This is a genomic window from Cellulomonas sp. P22, from assembly GCF_044392165.1.
Genome location: NZ_JBISBW010000006.1, coordinates 300,351 through 327,100 on the forward strand (window position 1 = coordinate 300,351; position 26,750 = coordinate 327,100).

The following is a 26,750-nucleotide window of genomic DNA, read 5'->3' on the forward strand; positions in this document are numbered from 1 at the left end:
CCAGTTCGTGGTGCCTGAGCGGGGTCCGGCTGTGCACAATGGCGGAGCGGGCGTGCACCTGCTCCGGTCCGGGGTCGGTGACCACCCCGAGGACTGCAGGGGGCGCTGGGATGGAGATGTCGGGCGACGCCGTGGACCTTTCGGTGGTGATCGCCGCGTACGACGCGGCCGACACCCTGCCTGACCAGCTCGAGGCCCTCGCCGCGCAGCGCACCACGTGCCGCTGGGAGGTGGTGCTGGCCGACAACGGCTCGCACGACGGCACCGTCGCGGCCGCGCTCGCGTTCTCCGACCGGCTCCCGGTGCTGCGGGTCGTGGACGCCTCGTCCCGGCGAGGCGCAGGGGCCGCGCGCAACGCGGGCGCCCGGGTCGCCCGCGGTCGCAGCCTCGTGCTCTGCGACGCCGACGACGTGGTCGCGGACGGGTGGCTCGAGGCCATGCACCAGGCGCTCCTGCGGAGCCCGTTCGTCGCGGGCAGGCTCGACGCCGAGCGGCTCAACCCGCCCGCCGTGGTGGCCTCGCGCGTGCTGCCGCAGACGACCGGGCTCCAGCCGTCGAAGCTGCTGCCCGGCCTGTGGCACGCCGGCGCCGGGAACATGGGCATCCGCGCTGACGTGTTCCGCCAGGTGGGCGGCTTCGACGAGGTCGCCCCGAGCCTCGAGGACACCGACCTGTGCTGGCGTGTCGGTCTGCACGGCATGCCGCTCGAGTTCGTGCCCGACGCGCTGGTGCACGTGCGCCTGCGGTCGGGGCTGCGCGCCACCGTGCGTCAGGGGTACCAGTACGGCATCGGCGAGCGGTGGCTGATGCAGCGGTTCGCCGACGTCGCCGCCGCCCGCGCGACGCCGAGCGACGCGGGGACCGACGCCCCGGCGGCGGCGGGGCGTGCCGGTCGGATCGCGCACCGCGGGGCACGGCTGGTCGCGCTCGGGGCCGAGGTGGTGCGTGTGCGGGACCGCGGCCGGCTGAACGCCCTGTGCTGGTCGACCGCCTGGCGGGCTGGCTTCTCGCTCGGGCTCTCGCCCGCCCCCGTGTCGATGCTCTCCGTGCCGGGCGGCCCGCACGGCCACTGACTGACGCGTCGCGCACCCTCGGGGCCGGCGCCGGACGGAAAGGGAGGTGGGCCGTGGCGGGCACGCAGCAGGCCGGGTCGCTCGGAGCGTCGCAGGGCGCGCCCGCGGCGCCGACGGGGGCGGCGCGGTCGAGGCGTCGGCCCGACCGGATCGTGCTGCGCCGCGACCTCGGGAGCTTCGCGGCGCCCCTGGTGCCCCCGCGCCGCCGCGCGCTGCAGCCGCTCGCGCGGCTCGTGCGCCCGCTCACGTGCACGGTCGCCGTCGCGACCGAGCAGCGCGTGGCCGCCCTCACGTTCGACGACGGACCCGACCCGGTCGGCACCCCCGCGGTCCTCGACCTGCTCGCGGCACGCGGGGTTCGCGCCACGTTCTTCGTGCTCACCGAGGCCGCCGAGGCTCGTCCGGACCTCGTGCGCCGCATGGTCGACGAGGGCCACGAGCTCGCGCTCCACGGGCTCGACCACCGCAGGCTGTCGGTGCTGCCGACCGCCGAGGCCGTCGCGCTCGTGGCTGACGCGCGCGCACGCCTCGAACGGCTCGCCGGGCGGCAGGTCGTGCTGTTCCGGCCGCCGTACGGTGCGCACACCCCGGGTCAGCTGCGCGGCTGGGCGCGGCTCGGGCTCGACGTCGTGCTGTGGTCGGGCTGGGCCGAGGACTGGCGGCACGACGTCGAGGAGGTGGTCGCCCGACGTGCGCTGACGGCGCTGACCCCCGGCGGGATCCTGCTGCTGCACGTGGTGCGCGCCGATCCCGAGACGGCCGCCGAGGGCGAGGAGCTGCCCCGCTTCGACCGCGCCGAGGTGCTGCGGCGCGTGCTCGACGGTGCGGCGGACTACGAGTTCCGCACCGCGGGCGACCTCGTCGCGGCGTACCCGCGGGTCCGCACGGTGCTGCGCGACCTCATGGCGTAGGTGCGCCGGGCGTCAGGCCAGCACCGTGTCGAGGTGCCGCACGACGTGCCGCGCGATCTCGAACGCCGCTGTCGCCGCGGGCGAGGGCGCGTTGAGCACGTGCACCTGGCGCGGGGCGGACTGCACCAGGAAGTCGTCGACGAGCGTCCCGTCGCGCCGGATCGCCTGGGCGCGGACGCCCGCGGGCGCAGGGCGCAGGTCGTCGACCGTGAGCGCCGGGACCAGCCGGGCCAGGCTGCGCGCGAACGCCCGGGCCGAGAGCGAGCGGAGCACCTCGGCGGCGCCGGGCACCACGTTGTGCCGCGCGAGGTGCCACAGGCCGGGCCAGGTCACGGCGTCGGCCAGGTCGCGCGTCGAGACGGTCGACCACGTGTAGCCCTCGCGCGCGAGGGCGAGCACGGCGTTGGGGCCTGCGTGCACGGTGCCGTCGACCATGCGGGTCAGGTGCACCCCCAGGAACGGGAAGCGAGGGTCGGGCACCGGGTAGACGAGGCCCCTGACGAGGTCGGCCGCGTGCGGGGCGAGCTCGAAGTACTCGCCCCGGAACGGCAGGATCCGCGCCTCGGGCTCGATGCCCGAGGCGTGCGCGAGCCGGTCCGCGTGCAGGCCCGCGCACGCCACGACGGCATCGGCCTCGAGGTCGGCGCGTGCGGTGCGCACGTGCGCGCGGGAGCCCGCGGTGCGGATCGCGACGACCGGCTCGCCGAGCCTGACCTCGCCCCCCGCGGACTCGATGTCCGCCACGAGCGCCCGGCACACCCCGGGGTAGTCGACGATGCCTGTGCCCTCGACCCGCAGCGCGCCGACCGTGCGCACGTGGGGCTCGTAGCGTCGGGCCTCGGCGGGGCTCACGAGCCGGGCGTCGATGCCGTTGGCCCGCGCGCGGTCCGCGAGGCGGTGCAGCCCGGGCAGCTCGCGATCATCGGTCGCGACGACGAGCTTGCCGCAGGTCTCGACCGGGATGCCGCGCGAGCGTGCGTAGGCCGTCATCGACCGCGAGCCCGCCGCGCTCATGGTCGCCTTGAGGCTGCCGGGCGGGTAGTACAGGCCCGAGTGGATGACCCCCGAGTTGCGTCCGGTCTGGTGCCGGGCGACGCCCGTCTCCTTGTCGACCAGGGTCACGCGGTCGCCCCGCGCGGCGAGGTGCGCCCCGACCGCGAGCCCGACGATGCCCGCACCGACGACCACGACATGGTTCATGCTGTGCGCTCCGAGGGTCGATCCGGCCGGGCCGGGAGGTCAGGAGGATGCGACGACCCTATCGGCGTGGACGCCGAACCTGGTGGGTTTCGCGGTCTTTCACCCATCTTGTGGCGTTGTGGACCAGTCTGCCCGCATACTCTCGTCCCATGGCCGCGACCATCAGCGCTGTCGTCTACTCGCGCGACGAGGCGCACCTCCTCACGCAGTGCCTGCCCCGGCTCGTCGACTTCGACGAGGTCGTCGTGTGCGACATGGCGTCGAGCGACGGGACGGCGGCGGTCGCCGCCCGGTGGGGCGCGCGCGTGGTCGCTGTGCCCGACGCGCCGGTCGTCGAGGAGGTGCGGCAGCTCGGCCTCGAAGCCGCCACGAGCGACTGGGTGCTGTTCGTCGACGCGGACGAGCACCTGCCCACGGGGTTCCGCGCCGCGCTCGGGGTGGTGCTCGACCAGGCCCCCGACGCCGCTGCGGTGCGGCTGCGCTACGACAACGAGGCGTTCGGGCGGCGGCTCGCGCACACGCTGCAGGGCAGCGCCAAGCTCGCGCTGCTGCGACGCGGCGCCGTGCACTACACGGTCCCCGCCCGCGCCCACGTGCCCCCGCGCGTCGACGGCGTGGCGATCGACGCCCCGGCCTGGGTGCCGGCGATCGCACACCTGAACTTCCGGGGGGTCGAGCAGACCACCGAGAAGATCCTGCGGTACGCGGCGAACGACCCGGCGCGCGGCGTGCGGCTGGGCGACCCGGTCGCGCTCGTGCGCGAGCTCCTGCGGGCCACGGTGTTCAACGGTGCGTGGCGCGACGGCAGGGCCGGGTTCGCGGTCGGCGCCCTGCACGTCTTCGGCCAGCTCTACGCGACCCTCCTGCAGGCCGAGCGGGACGGCACGCTCGACGCGCGGTTCACCGCCGCGACCGAGCGGCGCCTGGCCCGGCTGACCGCGGCCCACGGCTCGGCCGTCACGGCGCGCGACCAGGTCGCACGGGTCGCCCGGCCGGGTCGCCGATGAGCAGCGGGGCCGGGACGCGCTTCCTGTACGTGACCCGTCTGCCACCGAGCCCGAGCGGCGTGGCGGCCTACGCCGAGACGTTCGCCGACGTGCTGCGAGCGCTCGGCGACGTCGAGCTCGTGCGGCTGCCTGCCGAGCCTGCCCGGTCGCAGTCGTCGGTGCGTGCGCTGCGCCTGGCCGTCGCGCTCGACCGCGCCGTCGCGCGAGACCCTGGCCGCGTGGTGCACGTCGAGCTCGCCGGCCGGGGGGTCGCGGAGTTCTGGGCCGCCTGGGCGCTGGCGAGGCTGCGCGGCCGACGGGTGTGGCTCACCGTGCACGACGTGCCCGAGCTCTCGGGCGGAGCGTTCTTCACGTCGCTGCTCGACCGCCGGGGTGGACGGCGCGTCGCGGCGACGCTCTCGCGCACGGTCGGGGCGGCCGCCGAGCGTTCGCTCCTGTCGCGGGCGGAGCAGGTGCTGTGCCTGTCGGCGGCGGGGGCGCGCGCGCTCGAGCACCGGCACGGCGCCGGGGTGCGGGCCCGCGCGGTGCCGCACGTCGCGCGGCTCGGTGACGCGCCGGCGCGCGGGCGCAGGGAGGTCTTCGTCCCGGGCTACGTGGCCTCGGCGGACGACGTGCTGCCGCTGGTGCGCGCGGTCGGCGACCTGCCCGTGGGCTGGACGCTCACGGTCGGGGCGTGCGCCCCCGACGAGCACGAGCGGCTGGCCCGCGAGGCGCGCCGGATCGGCGTCGACGACCGCGTGCTGCTGCTGGGGTACTCGTCCGAGCGCGAGCTGACCAGGGCGTTCGACCGGGCCGCCGTCGTGGTGCGCTGGCGTCGGGGTGGGTGGGCGCGTGCGGATGAGGCCGGGGCCCACGCGGTGAGCGGCCCGCTCGTCGCGGCCCTCGCGCGGGGCTGCGCGGTCGTGACGAACGACTCGCGGGGGCTGGTCGAGGTGTTCGACGAGGCGGGCGTGCTGGCCGTCGGCGACGGTCGGACGGGAGCGGGCGACCTGGTCCGCGACGTGCTCCGGCTCGTCGGCGACGAGGACGAGAGGGTCGCACGCGCCGAGGCGGGCCGCGCGCTCGCCCGGCGGGCGCACACGGTGGCCGCGGTGGCCGCGGCGGTCGGCGGCGGGTCGGTGCCCGTGCCCGGGTGCGCACCGGCGGTGCCGGGTCAGATCGGGGTGCCGGGTCAGGTCGGAGGGGGCTGAGCGTGGGCAGCAGGAGCGGCGAGCTCGTCTTCAACCGGGTGCTGACGCACGTCCCGAGCAACGCGCTGCGGCTGCGGGCGTTGCGGGCCCTGGGCGCGCAGCTCGGCGAGCACGTCTACCTGTTCGGCGGGTCGGAGTTCCTCGAGCCGGGGAACCTGACGATCGCGGGCCGCTGCCACCTGGGCCGGTTGAGCCAGGTCGACGCGCGCGGCGGCATCGACATCGGGTGGGACGTGGTGATCGCGAGCCACACGCTGCTCGTGACCGCCGACCACGACCTGCACGACCCGGACTTCTCGGGGCGGCTCGCCCCGATCGTGATCGGCGACCGGGCGTGGCTCGCGAGCCGCTCGACGGTGGTGCGCGGCGTCACGATCGGCGAGGGGGCGGTCGTCGCGGCCGGCGCGGTGGTCACGGCAGACGTGGAGCCGTGGACGGTCGTCGGCGGCGTGCCGGCACGGCCGATCGGCACGCGGTCGTCGGCCCAGCGCTACCGCATCGACTACGGCCCGCAGTGGTACTGACGCTGCCCGGTTCACCCGGCAGCGGATGTCCACTTCATCCACTTTTCGTATACTCTGGCGCCGTTCCCGCCGCGACGCCTCGTGCCGTCCTCCGGCACCGGCGCTCGGCGACAGGGGGGCCATGCGCGGCACCGCATCCCGGATACCGTCCTCACGCGGGGCGCGGCGCGTCCTGCAGCGTGAGCCGACCGTCGCGCTCGAGGTAGAGGTCACCCGAGGCCGGGCAGCGCCACGTCGTGCCGTCCAGCCGCAGCAGCGCCTCGCCCGTGCGACCGATCCAGCGCACCCATCGGGCGGGGACCCCCGCGACGAGCGCGTGGTCGGGCACGTCGCGCGTGACCACGGCGCCGGCCGCGACCATGGCCCAACGGCCGATCGTCACGGGCGCGACGCACACAGCTCGCGCGCCCACCGCGGCGCCCTCGCACACCCGCACGCCGACCGCGTGCCAGTCGTCGCCGGACTTGAGCGAGCCGTCGGGGTTGACGGCGCGGGGCAGGTGGTCGTTCGTGAAGACGACCCCCGGGCCCACGAACGAGCCCTGCTCGAGCACAGCGGGCTCGTAGACGAGCGCGTGGTTCTGGATCTTGCACCGGTCGCCGACCCGCACGCCCGGGCCCAGGTAGGCCCCGCGCCCCACGATGCACTCCGCACCGAGCACGACGTCCTCGCGCACCTGGGCCAGGTGCCAGACGCGGGTCCCCGGGCCCAGCGTGGCGCTCTCGTCGACGTCGGCGCTCGGCGCGACGTGCGCGGGGGCGGGTGCCTGGGCGTCCAGCATCGTCGCCGATCGGCCCTGGTCGTGCGCTGGCGGGTGCAGCTCTGTCACGGGGTGCTCCTCGAGGGGTGTGTCGACGGGTACGGCGCCTACCGAACCACCCCGGCGCCTCCGCGTCGATCCCCGCAGCCCAGCTTCGCCCGCCGTCGCCCCGCGCCCCGCACACCCGCCGCAGTCCTCGCCCCGGAGCCCACATCATGAGTCGTGCCTCTGCCCGGACGGGGCGCCCGCGCCTCCGCCGGCTCGCCGCCGTCACCGCCGTCGCGCTCGCCGCAGGGGGGCTGCTGGTCGCCACGCCCACCGTCGCGACCGCCGCCGACCCCTGCGCGGCCGGGGCCAACCCGATCGTGTGCGAGAACTCGAAGCCCGGCACCGACCCCGAGGTCTGGGACATCAACGGTGCGGGCGACGACTCGATCCAGGGCTACGCCACCGACATCTCGGTCAACGTGGGCAGCCGGATCGACTTCAAGGTCGACACCGACGCCGCGGAGTACACCGTCGACATCTACCGCACGGGCTGGTACGGCGGGAAGGGCGCGCGGTTCATCACGTCGGTGCCGGTCACCGCCTCGCACCAGGTGCAGCCCGAGTGCCGTCCCGACGACGCGACCGAGCTCTACGACTGCGGCGACTGGGCGGTCTCGGCCTCGTGGAACGTGCCGACGACGGCGGTCTCCGGCGTGTACGTCGCGCTCCTGCACCGCGACGACCTCGACGAGTCGAGCCACATCACGTTCGTGGTGCGCAACGAGTCGAGCCACTCCCAGGTGCTCTTCCAGACGTCCGACCCGACGTGGCAGGCGTACAACACGTACGGAGGCTCGGACTTCTACCAGGGCGCCGACAACGGCCGGGCCTACAAGGTCAGCTACAACCGTCCGTTCGCGACCCGCGGGCACGAGAACGGGCGCGACTTCTACTTCAGCTCCGAGTACGCGATGGTGCGCTTCCTCGAGCGCAACGGCTACGACGTGAGCTACTTCGCGGGCGTCGACACGGACCGGCGCGGCGCGCTGCTGACCAACCACGAGGTGTTCCTCTCGGTGGGGCACGACGAGTACTGGTCGGGCGCGCAGCGCGCGAACGTCGAGGCGGCTCGCGACGCGGGCGTCGACCTCGCCTTCTTCAGCGGCAACGAGGTGTACTGGCGCACGCGCTACGAGCCCGCCGCGGCCGGCGCCCCGACGCCCTACCGCACGCTGGTCTCGTACAAGGAGACGTGGGGCAACGCGAAGATCGACCCCGCGTCCGAGTGGACCGGGACGTGGCGCGACCCGCGCTTCGCCGCGCGCTCGGCCGGTGCCGGGCGTGCCGAGAACGGGCTCACGGGCACGATGTACATGTCGAACGACTCGGACCTGCCGCTCACGGTCTCGGCCGAGGAGGGCAGGTACCGCCTGTGGCGCGGCACCACGCTCACGGCGCTCGCCGCGGGCACGAGCGCCGAGCTCGCGCCGCACACCGTGGGCTACGAGTCGGACGAAGACCTCGACAACGGTGACCGGCCCGCGGGACTCGTCCGGCTGTCCACCACGACCGGCGAGGTCCCCGCGTACCTGCAGGACTACGGCAACGTGACGGCCCCCGGGGTCACGACGCACCACACGACGCTGTACCGGGCGTCGAGCGGTGCGCTCGTGTTCTCCGCGGGCAGCATCCAGTGGGCGTGGGGGCTCGACCAGGAGCACGACGGGCAGGGTGCGCCGGCCGACGCGCGCATGCAGCAGGCCACCGTGAACCTGCTCGCGGACATGGGTGCCCAGCCGGGCACCCTCATGACCGGGCTCGCGGCCGCCACGCGCTCGACCGACACCCAGGCCCCGACGGTCGCGATCACCTCGCCCGCGCAGGGGACGGCGATCGCGAACGGCACGTCGGTCACGCTCACGGGCACCGCGACCGACGTCGGGGGCGGCCAGGTCGCGGGGGTCGAGGTCTCGACCGACGCGGGCGCGACGTGGCACCCCGCGACCGGCACCCGGACCTGGACCTACACCTACGTCCAGCCGGGCCGGGGGACCGTGCCGGTCCGGGTGCGCGCGGTCGACGACAGCGCGAACATCGCCGCTGCGCCCGCCGCCCGCTCGTTCGCGGTGACGTGCCCGTGCAGCGTCTTCGGCGCGCAGGTGCCCGCCGTGCCGGCCACCGACGACGCGGACGCGGTCGAGCTCGGGCTGCGGTTCAGCGCGGACGTCGACGGGTTCGCCATGGGCGTGCGGTTCTACAAGGGCGCGGGCAACACCGGGACGCACACCGGGTCGCTGTGGACCACGACCGGGACGCGCCTGGCGACCGTGACGTTCGCGGACGAGACCGCCACCGGCTGGCAGACCGCTGACTTCCGTACCCCGGTCGAGCTCACCGCCGGGACCAGCTACGTCGTGTCCTACACGGCACCGAACGGCCGCTACGCGGTCGAGCCCGACGCGTTCACCGCGCGCGGGAGGGCCGCGGCGCCGCTGCGCGTCGAGGGCGGGTTCGGCACCGAGCCGACGGGCGTGTTCCGGGCCGGGGCGGGTTTCCCCACGTCGACCTTCCGCGACTCGAACTACTTCGTCGACGTGGTGTTCGACACCGTGGACACGTCACCGCTGACCGTGAGCCAGCAGCAGCCGCTCGACGGCTCGACCAGCGTGGTGCCGGGTGCGCCCGTGTCGGTGGTGCTCTCGAAGTCGGTGACGCAGGCGCCCGTGATCACCCTGACCGCGGCGGGCGGCGGTGCGGTCGCGGGGACCACCACCTGGAGCCGGCCCACCCGGACCGCGAGCTTCGTGCCCGCGACGCCGCTCGGGCCCTCGACCAGGTACACGGCGGCCGTGTCGGCGCTCGACGGGCAGGGGCGCCCGTTCGCCGGGGTCACGACGTGGTCGTTCACCACGGCGGCGGCCGACCGCGACCCGGCGGCCTGCCCGTGCTCGCTGCTCGACGAGTCGACGACCCCGGCGCTGGCCGAGGCCGACGACACGCAGGCGGTCACGCTCGGCGTCCGCTTCGCGAGCAGCGTCGCGGGCACCGTCAGCTCGATCCGCTTCTTCAAGGCACCGGGCAACGTCGGCACGCACACCGGCACGCTCTGGTCCGCGGACGGCACCGCCCTCGCCACCGCGACGTTCGGGTCCGAGAGCGTGACGGGCTGGCAGACCGCGACGTTCGACGAGCCCGTGGTGCTCGCTGCGGACACCGAGTACGTCGCGTCCTACCGGACGACCGTCGGCCGCTACTCCGTCACGCCGGCGGGCTTCGGTGACCGCGGGCTGCGGCGGGGGGTGCTGCGCACCTCGGCCGACGCCGGCGTGTACGGCTACGGCACGGGCTTCCCGGGGTCGCGCACGGCGACGAGCTACCTGGTCGACGTCGAGTTCACCCCCGAGCCGGGCGCGCTCGCGGTCGTGGCCCAGCAGCCGGCCCCGGACGACCCGGGCGCCGCCACCACGACCGGGGTCTCGGTGACCTTCAGCGTGCCGCTCGCGGCGGGGGCCAGGCTGACGCTCGCCGCTGGGGGGACTGCGGTGCCGGGGAGCACCTCGACCTCGTCCGACGGTCGAACGGTCTCGTTCACGCCGTCGGCGCCGCTCGCCCCCGACACCGTGCACACCGCGCAGGTCACGGGCGCCGTGTCGGTCGAGGGGGTCGTCTCGCCGCCCGTGACCTGGACGTTCCGCACCTCCTCGGCGGACGGCTGCCCCTGCACGATCTTCGCGTCCGACGTCCCGGCGAGCACCTCGACCGACGACGGGGCCGCGGTCGAGCTCGGGGTGGCGCTCACCCCGACCGAGGACGGCCGCGTCACGGCGGTGCGGTTCTTCAAGGGGCCCGGGAACGACGGCACCCACACGGGGTCGCTGTGGTCGGCGACCGGGACCCGGCTCGCGACCGCGACGTTCACGGACGAGACCGCGACGGGGTGGCAGACGGCGACGTTCGACGAGCCCGTCGACGTCACGGCCGGCACCACGTACGTCGCGTCCTACCTCGCGCCGCTCGGGCACTACGCCGCGACGTCCGGCTCCTTCGTCGCCGACCGCCAGGTGGGTCCGATCTCCGTCCCCGCGGCGGGCAACGGGCGCTACGCGTACGGGGGCGGGTTCCCGACCCGGACGTGGCAGGCCACGAACTACTTCGTCGACGTGGTCTTCGAGCGCACCGCGCCGACGGCCCCGCTCGTGACCGCCACGACCCCGGCCACCGGCGCGAGTGACGTGCCGACCGGCCTACGGGTCTCCGCCGTGCTCTCCCGGGCGCCGGCGCAGGGCACGCCCGCGATCGCCCTGGCAGGACCGTCCGGCGCCGTCGCGGGCACGAGCGCGTTCGACGCGGCCAGTCGCACCGTCACGTTCACCCCTGGTCAGCCGCTGACCGCCGGGACCGCGCACACCGCCACGGTGAGCCTCGTGGGCCAGGTGCTCTCGGGTGGCACGTGGGGCTTCACCACGGCCGCGGCCGGGTCGTGCCCGTGCTCGCTGTGGACGGACTCCGAGGTGCCGCAGGTCGCGAGCTTCACCGACGGTGCGCCCGTGCAGGTCGGCACCCGGTTCCGGGCCGAGGTCGCGGGCACGGTGACGGCGGTCCGGTTCTACAAGGGAGCGGAGAACACCAGCGCGCACACCGTGAACCTCTGGGCGGGGGACGGGACGCCGCTGGCCACGGTGGCGCCGGGGGAGGAGTCGGCGTCCGGCTGGCAGACCGTCCCGCTGGTCGCACCGGTCGCGGTCGCCGCCGGGCAGGTGCTCGTCGCGGCGTACCACTCCGCCCCGGGTCGTTACGCCTACCAGGCGGGCGGTCTGGCCGCAGAACGCACCCGGGGGCCGCTCACCGCGGTCTCGGGGGCCTACGTGTACGGCACCGGGTTCCCGGGGAGCACGTCCACGACCTGGTACGGCGTCGACGTGGTGTTCGTGCCGACGGGCTGAGTGACGTTCGACACCCCCGACATCCGGGTGAAAGATGCCCGAATTGCGTAGACCTGCCACCATTCGCGACCACAATGACGACCACCCGACCAAGGAGCACGATGTCCGTCCACGAACCGCTGCGCGCTGCCGTGATCGGCGCCGGCTACTGGGGTCCCAACCTGGCCCGCAACTTCCGCAGCAGCCCCGACTGGGACCTCGTGGCCGTGTGCGACCTCGACGTCGACCGCGCCCGCAAGGTCGTCGGTCCGCGCAGCACCGTCGACGTCATGACGTCGACAGCCGAGCTGCTCGCCCGGGACGACGTCGACGCGGTCGCCATCGCGACCCCGGCCCGCACGCACGCACCGCTCGCGCTCGCGGCGCTCGACGCGGGCAAGCACGTCCTCGTGGAGAAGCCCGTCGCCGACCGCAGCGGCGCCGCCCGCCAGATGGTCGCGCTCGCGGCCGAGCGCGACCTGGTCCTCATGGTCGACCACACGTTCTGCTACACCCCGCCCGTGCTCAAGATGCGCGAGCTGATCGCCGAGGGCGCGCTCGGCGACATCCACTTCGTCGACTCGGTGCGCATCAACCTCGGCATCGTCCAGCCCGACGTCGACGTGTTCTGGGACCTGGCGCCGCACGACCTGTCGATCCTCGACTTCATCCTGCCCGGCGGCCTGGTGCCGAGCAGCGTCGGCGCCCAGGGGGCCGACCCGCTCGGCGCGGGCCAGACGTGCGTCGGCTACCTCACGCTCCCGCTGCCCGACGGCGCGATCGCGCACGTGCACGTCAACTGGCTCAGCCCCACCAAGATCCGCCAGATGGTCGTGGGCGGCTCGCGTCGCACCCTCGTGTGGGACGACCTGAGCCCCCAGCAGCGGCTCACGGTCTACGACCGTGGCGTCGACCTGGGTCAGCCGTTGCCCGATCGCACGACCGCGAACGTCTCCTACCGGCTCGGCGACGCCTGGGCTCCGGCCCTGCCCGAGCGTGAGGCGCTCGGCGCCATGGTCGCCGAGCTCGCCGCGAGCATCCGCGAGGGTCGCGCGCCGCGCACCGACGGCAACGCGGGTCTGCGGGTGCTCGACGTCCTCGAGACCGCGGCCCGCAGCCTGGGCGACGGCGGTCGCCTGACACCGCTGGGCGCCACCACCACCCGTCCCGAACCTGAGCTGGAGACCGTCGTATGAGCACGTTGCAGGGAGCGAACATCCTCGTCACCGGGGGCGCCGGCACGATCGGCTCGACGATCGTCGACCAGCTGCTCGTCGCAGGGGCGAGCCGCGTCGTGGTCCTCGACAACCTGGTGCGCGGGCGCCGGGCGAACCTCGACGCGGCGCTCGCGTCGGGCCGGGTCGACCTCGTCGTGGGCGACGTGCGCGACCGCGACCTGGTGCACGACGTGACCCGCGGCCAGGACCTCGTCCTGCACCAGGCGGCGATCCGCATCACGCAGTGCGCCGAGGAGCCGCGGCTCGCGCTCGAGGTGCTCGTCGACGGCACCTTCACCGTGCTCGAGGCCGCCGTGGAGCACCGCGTGCAGAAGGTCGTCGCGGCGTCGAGCGCGTCGGTGTACGGGCTCGCCGAGCACTTCCCGACGGGCGAGCGGCACCACCACCACAACAACGACACGTTCTACGGCGCCGCGAAGTCGTTCAACGAGGGCATGGTCCGCAGCTTCCGGGCGATGTACGGGCTCGACTACGTGCTGCTGCGCTACTTCAACGTGTACGGGCCCCGCATGGACGTGCACGGCCTGTACACCGAGGTGCTGGTGCGGTGGATGGAGCGCATCGCGGACGGCCTCCCGCCGGTGATCTTCGGCGACGGTCGGCAGACGATGGACTTCGCCTTCACGCGCGACATCGCCCGGGCGAACCTGCTGGCCGCCCAGAGCGACGTCGTCGACGGCGTCTACAACATCGCGAGCGGCACCGAGACGTCCCTGCTGGGGCTCGCCGAGGCGCTGCTGCGGGCCATGGACTCCGACCTCGCGGTCGAGCACGGGCCCGAGCGGGCCGTCAACGGTGTCGCCCGACGGCTCGCCGACACCACGGCCGCGCGCGTCGACCTCGGGTTCGTGACCGAGGTCGGGCTCGAGGAGGGGCTGCGCGAGCTCGTGGCCTGGTGGCGCCCCCAGCGCGAGGAGATCGCGGCCGGTCGGCACCTGGTGGACGCGCCGTGAGCGGCACCGGCGCGCCCCTGGGCCGGATCGACGTGATGCGCCCGTGGCTCGGTGCCGAGGAGGTCGCCGCGGTGACCGAGGTCATCGCCTCGGGATGGGTCGCGCAGGGACCCAGGGTCGCGCGCTTCGAGGAGGAGTTCGCCGACGCCCAGCAGGCGGGCTTCGCCGTCGCGACGTCGTCGTGCACCACGGCGCTGCACCTCGCGCTCGTGGTCGCGGGAGTCGGGCCGGGGGACGACGTGGTCGTGCCGTCGTTCTCGTTCATCGCGACCGCGAACGTCGTGGTGCACGCGGGCGCGCGCCCGGTCTTCGCCGACGTCGACCGGGTGACGGGCAACGTCACGGGGGCGAGCGTCGCCGCTGTGCTCACGCCCCGCACGCGGGCCGTCGTCGTGGTGGACCAGGGCGGGGTCCCGGTCGACCTCGACGACGTGCGCTCGGTGTGCGACCCGCTCGGGATCGTCGTGGTCGAGGACGCGGCGTGCGGCGCGGGCTCGACGTACCAGGGGCGTCCCGTCGGCGCGGGCGCGGAGGTCGCCGCCTGGTCCTTCCACCCCCGCAAGCTGCTCACCACGGGCGAGGGCGGCATGATCACCACGTCCCGACCCGAGTGGGCCGAGCGGGCGCGCCGGCTGCGCGAGCACGCCATGAGCGTCTCGGCCGCCGACCGGCACACGAGCGTGCTCGCCCCGGCCGAGCAGTACCTCGAGGTCGGGTTCAACTACCGGATGACGGACCTGCAGGCCGCCGTCGGCATCGTCCAGCTCGGTCGGCTCCGCGCGGTCGTCGCCCGACGACGGGAGATCGCGGCGGCGTACACCAAGCAGCTCGCCGACATCCCGGGGCTGCGCCCGGTCGCGGACCCCGCGTGGGGGACCGGGAACGTCCAGTCCTTCTGGGTCGAGGTCGAGCCCGGCTTCGCGCTCGACCGTGACGGGCTGCTGGCCCACCTCGCGGCCGCCGACGTCTCCGCGCGTCGCGGCATCATGGCGGCGCACCGGCAGCCGGCCTACGCGGGCACGGCCCACGCCCCGCTGCCCGTGACCGAGCACCTCACCGACTCGACGCTGATCCTGCCGGTGTTCCACCAGATGTCCGAGTCGGACCAGGCGCGCGTCGTGGACGCCCTGCGCAGCGCAGCGGGCCGGTAGCGCGATGCCCCGTACACAGCTGCTGCTCGTCGCGGCGGGCGGCCTGGCTCGTGAGGTGCTCGCTCTGGTGCGCACGCACGACCTGTTCGACGTCGTGGGGCTGCTCGACGACTCGGCCGCGCTCGCGGGCACCGACGTCGACGGCGTGCCGGTGCTCGGCGGCGTCGAGGACGTGGTGGCGCACCCGGGGGCGGCGCTGCTCGTGTGCGCGGGCCGGGGGAGCGCGCGCGAGGCGCTGGTCAAGCGTCTCGCGGGGGCCGGCGCGGGCCGCGAACGGTTCGCGACCGTGGTCCACCCGGCGGTCGAGGTGCCCGACGGGTCGCACGTCGGGCCCGGGTCGGTCGTGCTCGCGGGTGTCGTGCTCACGACGGCCGTCACGCTCGGCGAGCACGTCGTCGTGATGCCGAACGTCACGCTCACGCACGACGACACGGTCGAGGACTTCGCGACCCTGTGCGCGGGTGTCTCGCTCGGCGGCTCGGTCACGGTCGGCGCGGGCGCCTACCTCGGCATGAACGCGAGCGTGCGCGAACGGGTGCACGTCGGGGCCGGCGCCACGCTCGGGATGGGCGCTGCCCTGGTGGCCGATCTGCCCGACGGCGAGACCTGGGCCGGTGTGCCGGCGAGCCGGCTCGGCGACGCCGGGCCGGGGCGTCACCGGGCCACGACCCCGGAGGCCGCTCGGGCCGCGGGAGACGACGGAAGGAAGACAGCATCATGACGATCCCCCTGGTCGACCTGGCGGCCCAGCAGGCCGAGGTCGACGACGAGGTCCGCGCGGGGCTGGACGAGGTGTTCGCCCGGACGGCGTTCGTCGGCGGCCCCGCCGTCGGTCGGTTCGAGGCGGCCTACGGTGCCGCGACGGGCGTCGCGCACGTGGTCGGCGTCGCGAACGGCACGGACGCGCTCGAGCTCGCGCTGCGGGCGGTCGGGGTCGCACCCGGGGGCGAGGTCGTCCTCCCGGCGAACACGTTCATCGCGACGGCCGAGGCGGTCTCGCGCATCGGCGCGGTCCCCGTGCTCGTCGACGTGGACCCCGTGCACCTGCTCATCGACCCCGACGCCGTGCGCGCCGCGCTGACGCCGCGCACCCAGGCCGTGGTCCCTGTGCACCTGTTCGGCCAGGTCGCCCCCGTCGAGGTGCTGCTCAAGATCGCGGCGGACGCCGGGGTGCCGCTCGTCGAGGACGCCGCGCAGTCGCAGGGCGCCACGCGCCACGGCCGGTACGCAGGCAGCTTCGGGCTCGCGGCCGGGACCAGCTTCTACCCGGGCAAGAACCTCGGCGCGGCCGGCGACGCCGGTGCGGTCACGACCGACGACGCCGACGTCGCCCGTACCGTCCGCGTGCTCGCGGCCCACGGCAGCGCGCACAAGTACGACCACGAGGTCATCGGCATGAACTCGCGCCTCGACACGGTGCAGGCCGTGGTGCTCGAGGCCAAGCTCGCGCGCCTCGCGGGCTGGAACGAGCGCCGCCGTGCCGCCGCCGCGCACTACGGCGAGCTGCTCGCCGGGGTGGACGGCGTGCGCGTGCCGGTGACCGCGAAGGGCAACGCGGACGTGTGGCACCTGTACGTGGTGCAGGTCGACGAGCGTGACCGGGTGCTCCAGGGCCTCCACGACGCCGGCATCGGCGCGGGCATCCACTACCCGACCCCGGTGCACCTGACCGGCGCCTACGCGCACCTGGGCCATGGCGTCGGGGCGTTCCCCGTCACAGAGGCCGCCGCGGGGCGCATCCTCTCGCTGCCGATGTACCCGCACCTCTCGGCCGAGCAGCGCGAGCGCGTGGTCGACACGCTCGCAGGGCTCGTCGCGGGTGCCGCACGACATGGGTGACCCGTCCCGCGCACCCCACGCCGGGCCCGGTGCACGATGAGCCGGGTGCGTCCCACGCCCCTGAGCGGGCGGCCCACCGTCTCGGTGGTCGTGCCCTGCTACAACTACGGGCACTTCCTCCCCGCGGCGGTCGCGAGCGCGCTCGAGCAGCCGGGCGTCGACGTCGAGGTCGTCGTGGTCGACGACGCCTCGACCGACGACAGCGCCGACGTCGCACGCGCCCTGGCGGCGGCCGACGACCGCGTGACGGTCGTGGTGCACGAGCGCAACGCCCGACACATCGCGACGTACAACGACGGGCTCGCGCATGTGACGGGCGACTACGTGGTGCTGCTGTCCGCCGACGACCTGCTCGCCCCCGGCTCGCTGTCCCGCGCGACGGCGCTCCTCGAGGCGCACCCCGGCGTCGGGCTCGTGTACGGCTACGCACCGGACTTCACCGACTCGCCGCCGCCCACCGACGAACGGGTGCGCAGCTGGTCGGTGTGGCCGGGCGAGACGTGGCTCCGACGCACCTGCCGGCGAGGCGCGAACGTGATCGTCAACCCCGAGGTCGTGATGCGGACGAGCGTGCTGCGCGAGCTCGGCGGCTACGACCCGGCCCTGCCGCACACAGCGGACATGGACCTGTGGATGCGGGCCGCCGTGGTCGCGGACGTCGGGCGCGTCAACGGTCCCGTGCAGGCCTACTACCGCGTGCACGGCGGCAACATGCACCTCAACGACTACTCGGGCCTGCTCGCGGACATGCGCGAACGGGCCACCGGGTTCACGTCGTTCTTCGCCGGAGCGGGGGCACAGCTCCGAGACGCCGAGCGGTGGCACGCCGCGGCACGCCGGGCCATCGCCTACGAGGCCGTCCGCATCGCGCGGCTCTCGCGCGGGGTCGACGACCCGTCGAGCGAGGCGCTGGCCCGGTTCGCGATCGAGTGCAGCCCCGAGATCACGAGCCGCCCGGTGTGGCGCGCGTACGAGCTGCGCACGCGCGGGGTGGCGACCGAGCTCCGGCGCCGGGGTGCCGCGCTCTCGATGGACCTGCGGTGGCGGCTGCGGTGGCGGCGGCTGCGGCGGTTCGGGGTGTGAGGGGGCAGGACGGCGTGAGCGCCGACGTCCCTGCTGCCGGTGCGGCGCCCACCGCCGCCGGGCCGCCCGCCGGTCCACCCCCCGAGCCCGACCAGGGCGTGGGGCGCCGGGCCGCGTCCGGCGTGCTGTGGATGACGGCGCAGAAGTGGCTGACGCGGATCGGCGGCCTGGCGACCGTGGCGATCCTCACGCGGCTGCTCAGCCCCGAGGAGTTCGGCCTCGTCGCCGCCGCGTCCGTCGTCGCCCCGATCGTCTACCTGATCTCCGACCTGGGCTTCTCGGCGTACATCGTGCAGGCCGACGAGGTCGACGAACGGCGGCTCAGCACCGGGTTCTGGTTCTCGACGCTGGCCGGCGGGGCGATGTGCGGCAGCCTGGTGCTGATCGCGCCCGTCCTCGCGGACCTGTTCGGGCTCCCCGAGCTCGTCGACGTGCTGCGCGTCATGACGGTGTCCATCGCGTTCGTGGTCGTCACGTCGGTCCCGTATGCGTTGCTGCGCCGTCGCATGCAGTTCCGCACCCTCGCCTGGCAGGGGGCCGTCGCCGCGGTGCTCGCGCAGGTCGTCGCCGTGGTCGCCGCCCTGTCCGGGTGGGGGGTGTGGGCGCTCGTGCTGCAGCTCGTCGTCGCCCAGGGCGTGGCGGCGGTGGCCGCGTGGGCCTCGGCCCGGTGGTGGCCCCGGCTGCTGTTCTCACGGCAGGACCTCGTCGCCATGGCGCGGTTCGGGCTCCAGGTGGTGGCCGTGGACGTGGTCGCGCTGATCCGCTCCTGGGCGGAGACGGCGATCGTCGTGACGTCGCTCGGGGCGACCGGGCTGGGGTACCTGAGCATCGCCCAGCGACTGGTCCAGGTCACCCAGGACATGAGCGCCGCAGCTCTGCTGCCGGTGTCGACGGTCATGTTCGCTCAGGTCAGGTCCTCGGCGGAGCGGCTGCGCAGCTCGTACCTCAAGGCCCTGGGCATGTCGTACGCCGCGGTCGCGCCCGTGATGATCGTCGTCGCCGTGACCGGGCCCACGCTCGTCCCGCTCCTGTTCGGCGACGGCTGGGAACGCAGCGTCCCGGTCGCCCAGGCGCTCGCGCTCGCGGCCGTGCTGACGCTCGGCGCGATGCTCGACCACGGCCTGTTCTACGGGGTCGGCAGGCCCGGGCGCTGGTTGGCGTACGCGTTCGCTGTCGACGCCCTGACCGTGGCCACGACCGCCTGGGCCGTCCGCTGGGGGCTGGCCGGGCTCGCCGTGGGGTTCGTCGGGGTGGCCGTCGCGGCCACCGCGGTGCGCTGGCAGCTCACCGGTCGTCTGCTCGGGATCCCCGCCCGCACGGTCGCTCGCCCGTTCGCCGGTGTCGCGGTGTGCGTGGCGCTGTCCGCCCTGGCCGGCCTGCTCGTGAGCCGGCTCGTGGACGACCTGCCGCCGCTGGTCGTGGTCGGTCTGACCGGCCTGGTCGTCGCGGTGGTGCACGTGGTCGCCGTCAGGTTCCTGATGCCGAGCACGGCCCGCGCCGTCGTCGACCTGCTGCCGGGCAGGGTCCGGGGCCCGCTGCAGCGGGCGACGTCCCGGGTCTGACCACCCGGGGCCTGATCGGCCGGACCCGGGCAGGCGCCGCCCGGTCGGTCAGGAGCCTGCGGTCCGCGCCGCGGTGGCGGTGTCGTCGCTGCCGCCTGCCGGGCGAGCGGATTCCTGGACGGCGGCCCGGACGAGGCTCGCATGCCCGGCGACCATGGCGTCGAAGCTGTCGTCGACGGGCTGCTCGCCGCGCCCAGCGCCCCGGACCTCCCGCGCGACGGCGGTGACGGCCGCGGCGACCTCCCGGGCGTTCGGCTGGTGCGTGGCCCGGCGACGTGCGGCCCGCGCGCGTGCGTCGGTCACCGCGGCGGCCGGGCCGCTCGCGTTGCTGACCAGCACCGATCCGGCGCGGGCCCGCTCGACGAGCTCAGCCGCACCCCCCGCCTCGCTGATCACCAGGGGCAGGCCCGCGGCGACGGCCTCGGTGGCGGCGAGCGGCCAGCCCTCGAAGAACGAGTCGAGCAGGAACGCGTCGGCCGCCGACAGCAGCGTCGCGGCGTCCGAGCTGCCGAGCAGGTGCACACGGTGCCCGTCGGGGTGGCTGCGGCGGATCGCGTCGGCACGGCGGTGCTCGAGCCAGTCGGAGGGGTCGCCCGCGACGACGAGCCGCACCCGCAGGTCGCCCGCACCGGCGGTGAGGAACGAGGCGACGGTCCCCGCGACGTTCTTCTGCGAGTCGTAGCGCGCCAGGCAGGCGAACACGACCTCGTCGTCGAGGGGTGCGCCGAGCGTGCGGGCCAGAGCGGCGCGAGCACGGGTCCGGACCTCGGTGGTGACAGCGGGCAACGGCATCGACCCGTTGGCCACGACGACGACCTTCTCGGCCGTGCCGGGGAGCCGTTCGACGTGGAACTGCCGGACGAGCGCGCTGACGGCGATCACCCGGTGCGCCCGGGCGAAGAGCGCGGCGGTGCTGCGCCACCGCTCGGGCGAGTAGTGGATCTCGGTGTTGTGCAGCACGGGCAGCAGGGGGGCGCCCGTCGCGCGCGCCGCGTCGGCGAGGTGGTCGGGTGCGCTGTGCAGCTGGACGGCGTCGAGCCGCGCACCGGTGAGGGCCTCGGAGGCCGTGCGGGCGTCGGGGGCGACGATCACCTCGATGCCGAGGGCACGCAGCCGCGCCGTCCGCGCCCCCTCGGCGGGGCAGACGACGACCGGGTCGATCCCGGTGGGACGGAGCCCCTCGGCGAGCATCTCGACGACGCGCCCGACGCCGCCCACGTCGAGCGCGTCGGCCAGGAGGCCGCAGCGGAGGTCGCTGGGCGGCGTGGGGTGGCTTGTCGCGGACGGCGCGAACGCGGCGCCCTCGACCGGGGCGAGGACCGCGAGCGGACGCTGCAGGAGCACCCGGGCGAGCGGGTGCACGTACCCGTACCTGAGCCCCGGCGGGGTGAGGTCCGTGAGCGAGACCACGGCGCCCAGCGTCCGCGCCGCGACGTGGGCCGCGGCGCGCGCGGCCGGCCCGGCCGGCGACGAGGGTGCTGTGCGTGCGGTCGTCACTGTGCGCGGTGCGACGGGGCGAGCCCGGGCGACCGGGCAGGCGCGCTGGGGCCCGCCGCGGTGCGGGGTCGCAGCCCGAACGGTGCGTTGCGGCGGGCCGGCCACGTCGCCCGCACGTCCGGCGGCGTGGGGCAGCACAGGATCCATGCACCGGTGTCCCGCGCGACACCGACGAGGTGCGGGGCGCCGCGCATCGCGGGGGCGAGTGCTGCGATCGCCGCCTCGTCGACACCCGTGACCAGCAGCGCCCGACCGTGCTCGCGTCTCCGGAAGGCGCCCGCGAGGTCGGCGACGGTGGCCGCGGTCGCCGACACGTCGCGGCCGCGGCGGGTCAACGACGTCACGTCCCAGGCCTCGGGCTCGGCGGCCGTGGCGGGGAGGTCGAGGTTGACGACGTCGAGACCCGTCGCGTCGACCCTGTCGAGGACGTCGTCGATCGTGAGCCGGATGTCCCCGAGCACCACGTCGTGCACCCGCAGGTCGTCGCGTCGCGCGAGCCGCACGGCCGTGAACGACTCGCGCAGCCACGTCATCGCACCGCGTCGCCGGCGCGCCACCGTGCGCCACCGGCTGCGGTCGTGCGGGGCGCGGACCACGCCGCACGTGGTCTGCACCGGGAGCAGGGCCGGGTAGAGGTCCGCCACGTGGTGGTGGGCCTCGGCGAGCAGGTCGAGGTTGGTGGTCATGGAGTTGTGCGTGAGCGGGAGGTCGTGCGTCACGACGCGGCGGCCCTGGTCGCGCACCCGCGCCCCGTACTCGACCGCGTAGGCGTGCCACGCCAGCTCGGGGTGCTCGCTCAGGGGCTCGGCGAGCACCTGAGAGCGCTCGATCAGGAACAGCACCTCGTCGACGCTGTCGATCGACGCGGTGGGTGTCGAGGGTTCGCCGATGCGCACGACGCGATCGCGCACGATGCCCGCGACGGAGCCGGTGGCCGTGATGCCGACCGCTCCGACGAGCCCGGTCCCGGGGTCGTCCTGGAGCGCAGCGGCGGCCTGCTCGAGCGCGGCCAGCGAGTGCAGGTACACGTCCTGGTGGACGAACACGACGACGTCGTGCCGGGCCAGCCGGGCCCCGTGGTTGAGCGCGGCCCCGGCGGACCGGAAGCGCCCGTCGCGGTTGTCGACCGGGAGGTACTCGGTCGCGGGGGCCGAGCGCAGGCCCGCGGCGATCGACCGGTCGAGGCACGTCGTACGGACCTCGAGGTCGTTGAAGACGCACACGATCGACACGGGGGTGCGCCGTCGTCCGTCGCCCGCCATCGCGTCCTCCTCGGTGCCAAGGGCGCCACCGCGGCGCCGCATCGACGATAGGGTACGAAAGGTGCAAATGTGCACAGGTGTGGCGAGGTTCACCCCGTGCGACGTTCCCGCAGCACCGTCCGACATCGACCGATCTGAGGAAGTCCCGGTGCCTGCTGACAGGGAAGGCGAGCGCGACCGCGAGCGGGTGACCGTCGTCGTCGTGACGTACGACAGCGCCGACGTGGTGGCGGGGCTCCTCGCCTCGCTGCCCGCGGGGATGGGATCGACCGGCTGGACCCTCGTGGTCGTCGACAACGGGTCGCGCGACGGCACCGTCGAGCTCGTGGAGCGGCTCGCGCCCGACGCGGTGGTGGTGCGCTCGGCCCGCAACGGGGGCTATGCGGCGGGCATCAACCTGGGCGTCGCGCAGGTCCCGGACGCCGGGGCGGTGCTCGTGCTCAACCCGGACGTCCGGCTCGAACCCGGCTGCGTCCCGGAGCTCCTCGCGGCGCTCGGGCGCACCGGGGCCGGCATCGTCGTGCCCCGGCTCGACGACGCCCACGGCGAGCTCATCGCGTCGCGGCGCCGCGAGCCGACCCTGCGCCGCGCGTTCGCGGACGCAGTGCTCGGCGCCGAGCGGGCCGGCCGCGTCGCCGACCTCGGCGAGGTCATCACCGACCCGGCCGACTACGAGCACGAGCTGCCGACCGACTGGGCCGAGGGTTCGACCCAGCTGGTCTCGGCAGGCTGCTGGGCCGCGGTGGGCCCGTGGGACGAGTCGTACTTCCTGTACTCCGAGGAGACGGACTTCGCGCTGCGCGCCCGTGACGCCGGGTACCCGACGTACTTCGTGCCGACCGCCCGGGCTGTCCACCTCGAGGGCGGCTCGGCGGGGAACCCGGCGCTGTGGCGGCTGCTCGTGGTCAACCGGCTCCGGCTGTACGGCCGACGGCACGGCACCGCGGCGACGGCGTGCTTCTGGGCTGTGCTCGTGGCCCGTGAGGCGAGCCGGGCCGCGCTCGGGAAGCAGACGAGCAGGGCAGCCCTCGGCGCGCTGCTCAGCCCCCGCTTCCTGACGCACGAACCGGGTCCGCACAGCATCGCCGCGCCCGTCAGCGCAGGCGCTTGACCAGCCCCTTGAGCTCGAGGGTCGCCCGTTCGAACGTCGGTCGGGGGGTGAGCGCCGCCTGCACGAGCGTCGCGGGCGTGTCGTGGCACGTCACGCTGAACCGCGGCTGCAGCCACGCGCCCGGCGTCGCGGGTCTGCGGTCGGACGTGTGGACCGCCTGGTACCCGAGGCGCCGGAGCCAGGTCAGGGTCGTGCGGTCGTACTGACCTCGTGGCAGGGCGGCCTCGGTGACCTCCCCGACGACCCCGGCGATGACCTCCCGCGCGTCCACGAGCTCACGCCGACGCACAGCGGGAGCCATCGACCGCCACGAGACGTGGTCCATGCCGTGCGACCCGACGCGCATCCCGGCCCCGTGGAGCGCGGCCACGTCGTCGGTGGTGAGGCTCCCGGGGGTGTCGAGACGCCCCGCGAGCACGAAGAACGTGGCGGTCAGACCGCGCTCGACGAGGGCCGGCAGGCCGATCTCGATGTCGGAGACGTTCCCGTCGTCGAACGAGACCGTCGTCGCGGGCCACGTCGCGATCTCGTCGAGGACCCGCAGGTAGGTGTCGCGCTCGATCCAGTAGTGCGACTCGTCCGTGTCGTCGATCGCCCGTCCGGGGGTCCCGATCCCGTGGAAGCAGATGTTGCGCACGTCGGGCTGTCGCATCAGGACCCCTGTCCGGCGCTCGTGAGCCGCGTGGAGGTGTCGACTCCCCAGCTGTCGTCGGGTCGGCGCGAGCGGATCTCGGCGACGACGGTGAGGACGGCGTACACGACCCCGGCGGGGGCGAGCCACGGCCGCCGCAGCACGACGTCGCGCAGCCAGCTCGTGCGGCTCGAGCCGCGGACCTGGGCGATCCCGTCCGTCCCGGCTCGCGCGTGGAGCGCCGCGTTGCCGCGCCGGACGCGGGTCAGACGGCGGACGAGGTCGCGCGTGCGTCGCGGGGTCTCGACCTCGGTGCTGACCGACGTCACGACCACGCGTTCGGACGCGGTGAACAAAGAGTCGAGGAACAGGTCGTCGGCCAGCACGTCCGGGAAGTGCGTGAACCGTGCCCGACCGGCCTCGGACAGCGCGATCATGCCGCGCCCGTACAGGCCGGTCCGGGCGGCCGGCAGGCGGGACTGCACCGCGTAGTAGCAGCGGACCGCGAGCGGGCGGCCGCGCAGGACGAGGTGGCGGTCCGGCACGGCGGCGAGCGGCGGGGGTCCGCCGTCCGGGCCCGGCTGCGACAGCGCGTCGGTCAGGGCGCGCACCGCGGCTGCCGTCGCGGCGACGTCGGCGTCCAGGTACACGCGCGAGGGGCCGGTGGCGATCGCGTCGCCCGCGTCGAGGGCCGCCGCCTTCCCGGGGGTCGGGAGGTCGAGCACCCGGACCCCGCGCGAGCGGGCCACGTCGGCTGTCGCGTCGACGCACCCGTTCGCCACGACGACCACGTCCAGCTCGCCGTCCGCCGCCCCGGACAGGAGCAGGTCGAGGTTGCGACCGAGGACGGCGGCCTCGTTGTACGCCGCGATGATCACGCTCGTCATCGTGCGGCTCGGCTCGTCGGCCGTGGCATGCGTGCTCCTCGTGGTCGGGGCGGGTCAGAGCGGGCGGCCCGCGTTCGGGCCGTCGTGCCACACGTTGCCCCGCAGGGTCACCGCGGGCTTGTCGACCGACGCGAGCGGCCCGTACACCCCGCCCTTCGGGGACACGACGGTGGTGACCCGGTTGTCCGCGATCACCACGCCCGAGACCCGCGACAGCACGTCGAGCCCGCTCTGGTACCCGCCGTACACCGTGTAGGCACCTCCGCCGAGCAGGTTGCCCTCGATGAGGATGTTCTTCATCGAGGTCGCCGACCCGGTCGACAGGATGATCGCGGACGTCGACCCGGCGGGCACGATCACTGTGTTGCGCGCGATCGTGACGTTGTCGGAGCCGAGCGACTGCATGCCGTCGTTGTGGGACGAGCCGGTCATGACGAGGTCGTGGATGTACGAGTCCTGCACGGTGACGTCGTCGCCGAGCTTGAGCCCGTCGACGGTGCCGTGGATGTCGACCCGTGTGAGCGTGTAGTTCTCACCCGCGACGGCCGCGTCACCGGAGGTGTTGCCCGCGCCGTCGAGCTCGGTGTCCACGATCTGCAGGTTGGTGGCGCCCTCGTCGTTCAGCACGAGCCAGTGCCCGTCCGCCCGGATCAGGCTGTTGCGGATCGTGACGTCGTGCGCGCCCGCCGTGATGACCAGCGGGGTGGTGATGAGCTGGGAGTCGATGACGGTGCCCGGTTGCGTGATCCGCGACGGCCCCGTGTAGGGGGTCAGGGTCACACCCGCCGGCACGCCCGTGGTCGACGCGTCGGGGAACCCGGCGGCCGGTGCCGGTGCCGGGGCCGTGGGCGACGTGGTCGTGCGCGTGGGGGTCGGCGCGGGTGCGACGGTCGGTGCCGTGGTGGGCGGGCCGGTCGTCGTCGCGGTCGTGGGGGAGGCGGTCGGCGTGGGTGCCGCGGTGCGGGACGGCGTCGTGGTGGGCACCGGGGTGGCTGTGGTCCTCGTCGGGCGCGGGGTCGAGCTCGGCGAGGCGGTCCCGGTGGCCGAGGGGGACCCGCTCGGGTGGAAGAGGACGTCGACCCAGTACTGGCTCTCGTTCCACGTCTTCGTCGGGAACGAGGACTTCGCGCCGTAGGAGTAGACGCCGCTGCGCCGGTCCGCGACCGACAGCACGTCGGAGGTGCTCGCGCCGTCGAAGTTCTGCATCTGCGCGTAGCGCCCCACAGGGGCGTGGTACGAGACGACGTAGCGTTCGCCGGCCGTGACGCGTACGGGCTCCGCGAAGGTGACGACCTGCCACCCGCGCGAGGTCTCGTCGGTGAACGTCGCCGTGGCGAGTCGCGACCCGTTGCTCGACCAGAGCGTCCCGGTGTGCTTGCCGGTGTTCTGCGGGGTCTTCCAGAACTTGACCCCGACGACCTCGCCGCTCACCGAGGGGGTGAAGGCGGTGCCGAGCTCGACCGCCTCGAGGTCGGCGTCGACCGTCGCGGCGCGAGGTGTCGCGGTGCCCCACAGGGACTGTGCGCTCGTGGCCCAGGCCGGTGGGCTGGGCGTGGCGGACGCGCCGACGCCGCAGAGGGTCAGGAGCGTGGCCCCGACGACGAGGGCCACGGCGAGGTGGCTGCGGCGGCGTGCGGTGCTGCGGTCCGGTACGGATGGGGGGGTGTCGCGGTGCTGGCTCATCGCTCGGGTCTCTCCTGGAGGGGTGAGGGGCTCGGCTGCTGAAGTCCGCCTGTCTGGGTCCCGTTTCGGATGGATAACGGTGGATCTGCGCCTCATGGTGGCACGGACGGGTAGGTGGGCGGGCTCTCGCGCGCGCCAGGCGTCCCGATCGGCCATGTCGCGGCGGGATCGCGGCGCTCTCACCGGGGCAGACGCAGGGCGTCTCACATCGTGAGAAGTTTGCGAGAAGCCGGACAGGTGCCCGATATGTCTAGATGGCCAGGTGTGCGCGATACTCG

The 26,750-nt window shown here is 74.8% G+C and carries 21 protein-coding genes; 14 read left to right on the forward strand and 7 right to left on the reverse strand.

Annotated features, from left to right (window positions below):
• Positions 1–110 precede the first annotated feature (110 nt).
• Both ACGIF2_RS08005 and ACGIF2_RS08010 read left to right on the forward strand, forming a co-directional pair.
• Positions 111–1,073 (forward strand): glycosyltransferase, encoded by a 963-nt coding sequence (locus ACGIF2_RS08005; RefSeq protein ID WP_396045307.1) that lies wholly within the window; start codon positions 111–113, stop codon positions 1,071–1,073.
• Positions 1,074–1,126: 53 nt separating this feature from the next.
• Complete coding sequence (locus tag ACGIF2_RS08010) at positions 1,127–1,984, forward strand: polysaccharide deacetylase family protein (RefSeq protein WP_396045309.1); 858 nt, start codon at positions 1,127–1,129, stop codon at positions 1,982–1,984.
• A 12-nt stretch (positions 1,985–1,996) separates the two neighbouring features.
• Here the strand turns inward: ACGIF2_RS08010 and lhgO are convergent, their stop codons facing one another.
• Positions 1,997–3,184: an L-2-hydroxyglutarate oxidase gene (gene lhgO, locus ACGIF2_RS08015; protein ID WP_396045311.1), complete on the reverse strand. Its 1,188-nt coding sequence runs from the start codon at positions 3,182–3,184 to the stop codon at positions 1,997–1,999.
• A 149-nt stretch (positions 3,185–3,333) separates the two neighbouring features.
• On the opposite strand from lhgO, the gene ACGIF2_RS08020 reads away from it, so the two are divergent.
• The 3 genes from ACGIF2_RS08020 to ACGIF2_RS08030 are packed head-to-tail and all read left to right on the forward strand — an operon-like array spanning position 3,334 to position 5,905.
• The gene (locus ACGIF2_RS08020; RefSeq protein WP_396045313.1) at positions 3,334–4,191 is read left to right on the forward strand and encodes a glycosyltransferase; all 858 of its coding nucleotides are present in this window, start codon (positions 3,334–3,336) and stop codon (positions 4,189–4,191) included.
• The gene (locus ACGIF2_RS08025) at positions 4,188–5,381 is read left to right on the forward strand and encodes a glycosyltransferase (protein WP_396045314.1); all 1,194 of its coding nucleotides are present in this window, start codon (positions 4,188–4,190) and stop codon (positions 5,379–5,381) included. The genes ACGIF2_RS08020 and ACGIF2_RS08025 overlap by 4 nt, the downstream gene beginning before the upstream one ends.
• Before the next feature lie 2 nt (positions 5,382–5,383).
• A complete protein-coding gene (locus ACGIF2_RS08030) occupies positions 5,384–5,905 on the forward strand; it encodes an acyltransferase (protein WP_396045316.1) in 522 nt (173 codons plus the stop codon).
• Positions 5,906–6,056: 151 nt separating this feature from the next.
• On the opposite strand, the gene ACGIF2_RS08035 is transcribed toward ACGIF2_RS08030, so the two are convergent.
• The gene (locus ACGIF2_RS08035) at positions 6,057–6,686 is read right to left on the reverse strand and encodes an acyltransferase (protein ID WP_396045702.1); all 630 of its coding nucleotides are present in this window, start codon (positions 6,684–6,686) and stop codon (positions 6,057–6,059) included.
• Positions 6,687–6,880: 194 nt separating this feature from the next.
• Between ACGIF2_RS08035 and ACGIF2_RS08040 the strand changes: the two genes are divergently transcribed.
• From ACGIF2_RS08040 to ACGIF2_RS08075, 8 genes are all read left to right on the forward strand, one after another.
• Positions 6,881–11,596, forward strand: a complete 4,716-nt coding sequence (locus ACGIF2_RS08040; protein ID WP_396045318.1) for a DUF4082 domain-containing protein — start codon at positions 6,881–6,883, stop codon at positions 11,594–11,596.
• A gap of 101 nt (positions 11,597–11,697) precedes the next feature.
• Positions 11,698–12,771: a Gfo/Idh/MocA family protein gene (locus ACGIF2_RS08045; RefSeq protein WP_396045320.1), complete on the forward strand. Its 1,074-nt coding sequence runs from the start codon at positions 11,698–11,700 to the stop codon at positions 12,769–12,771.
• Positions 12,768–13,766, forward strand: coding sequence for an NAD-dependent epimerase/dehydratase family protein (locus ACGIF2_RS08050; RefSeq protein WP_396045322.1), 999 nt, complete (start codon positions 12,768–12,770; stop codon positions 13,764–13,766). The genes ACGIF2_RS08045 and ACGIF2_RS08050 overlap by 4 nt, the downstream gene beginning before the upstream one ends.
• 35 nt (positions 13,767–13,801) lie before the next feature.
• Positions 13,802–14,917: a DegT/DnrJ/EryC1/StrS family aminotransferase gene (locus tag ACGIF2_RS08055; RefSeq protein WP_396045704.1), complete on the forward strand. Its 1,116-nt coding sequence runs from the start codon at positions 13,802–13,804 to the stop codon at positions 14,915–14,917.
• Positions 14,918–14,921: 4 nt separating this feature from the next.
• Positions 14,922–15,638: a NeuD/PglB/VioB family sugar acetyltransferase gene (locus tag ACGIF2_RS08060; protein ID WP_396045324.1), complete on the forward strand. Its 717-nt coding sequence runs from the start codon at positions 14,922–14,924 to the stop codon at positions 15,636–15,638.
• Positions 15,635–16,756 carry a DegT/DnrJ/EryC1/StrS family aminotransferase gene (locus tag ACGIF2_RS08065; RefSeq protein ID WP_396045326.1) on the forward strand — a complete coding sequence of 374 codons (1,122 nt, stop codon included), beginning with the start codon at positions 15,635–15,637 and terminating at the stop codon, positions 16,754–16,756. Before ACGIF2_RS08060 ends, ACGIF2_RS08065 begins: the two co-directional genes overlap by 4 nt.
• Before the next feature lie 45 nt (positions 16,757–16,801).
• Positions 16,802–17,839 (forward strand): glycosyltransferase, encoded by a 1,038-nt coding sequence (locus ACGIF2_RS08070; RefSeq protein WP_396045328.1) that lies wholly within the window; start codon positions 16,802–16,804, stop codon positions 17,837–17,839.
• Between the two features lie 14 nt (positions 17,840–17,853).
• On the forward strand, positions 17,854–19,401 hold the full coding sequence (locus ACGIF2_RS08075; protein WP_396045330.1) for a lipopolysaccharide biosynthesis protein: 1,548 nt from the start codon (positions 17,854–17,856) through the stop codon (positions 19,399–19,401).
• A gap of 48 nt (positions 19,402–19,449) precedes the next feature.
• On the opposite strand, the gene ACGIF2_RS08080 is transcribed toward ACGIF2_RS08075, so the two are convergent.
• Together ACGIF2_RS08080 and ACGIF2_RS08085 are read right to left on the reverse strand one after the other, a co-directional pair.
• Positions 19,450–20,811, reverse strand: a complete 1,362-nt coding sequence (locus ACGIF2_RS08080; RefSeq protein ID WP_396045332.1) for a glycosyltransferase family 4 protein — start codon at positions 20,809–20,811, stop codon at positions 19,450–19,452.
• An 83-nt stretch (positions 20,812–20,894) separates the two neighbouring features.
• Positions 20,895–22,202, reverse strand: coding sequence for a glycosyltransferase (locus ACGIF2_RS08085; RefSeq protein ID WP_396045334.1), 1,308 nt, complete (start codon positions 22,200–22,202; stop codon positions 20,895–20,897).
• A gap of 106 nt (positions 22,203–22,308) precedes the next feature.
• On the opposite strand from ACGIF2_RS08085, the gene ACGIF2_RS08090 reads away from it, so the two are divergent.
• Positions 22,309–23,271 carry a glycosyltransferase family 2 protein gene (locus tag ACGIF2_RS08090; protein WP_396045336.1) on the forward strand — a complete coding sequence of 321 codons (963 nt, stop codon included), beginning with the start codon at positions 22,309–22,311 and terminating at the stop codon, positions 23,269–23,271.
• Here the strand turns inward: ACGIF2_RS08090 and ACGIF2_RS08095 are convergent.
• From ACGIF2_RS08095 to ACGIF2_RS08105, 3 genes are read right to left on the reverse strand one after another with little or no spacing between them, the layout of a single operon-like run.
• Complete coding sequence (locus tag ACGIF2_RS08095; protein WP_396045338.1) at positions 23,255–23,923, reverse strand: polysaccharide deacetylase family protein; 669 nt, start codon at positions 23,921–23,923, stop codon at positions 23,255–23,257. The genes ACGIF2_RS08090 and ACGIF2_RS08095 overlap by 17 nt on opposite strands.
• The gene (locus ACGIF2_RS08100; RefSeq protein ID WP_396045340.1) at positions 23,923–24,789 is read right to left on the reverse strand and encodes a glycosyltransferase; all 867 of its coding nucleotides are present in this window, start codon (positions 24,787–24,789) and stop codon (positions 23,923–23,925) included. Before ACGIF2_RS08100 ends, ACGIF2_RS08095 begins: the two co-directional genes overlap by 1 nt.
• Positions 24,790–24,843: 54 nt before the next feature.
• Positions 24,844–26,472 carry a DUF4082 domain-containing protein gene (locus ACGIF2_RS08105; RefSeq protein WP_396045342.1) on the reverse strand — a complete coding sequence of 543 codons (1,629 nt, stop codon included), beginning with the start codon at positions 26,470–26,472 and terminating at the stop codon, positions 24,844–24,846.
• Between the last annotated feature and the right edge of the window lie 278 nt (positions 26,473–26,750).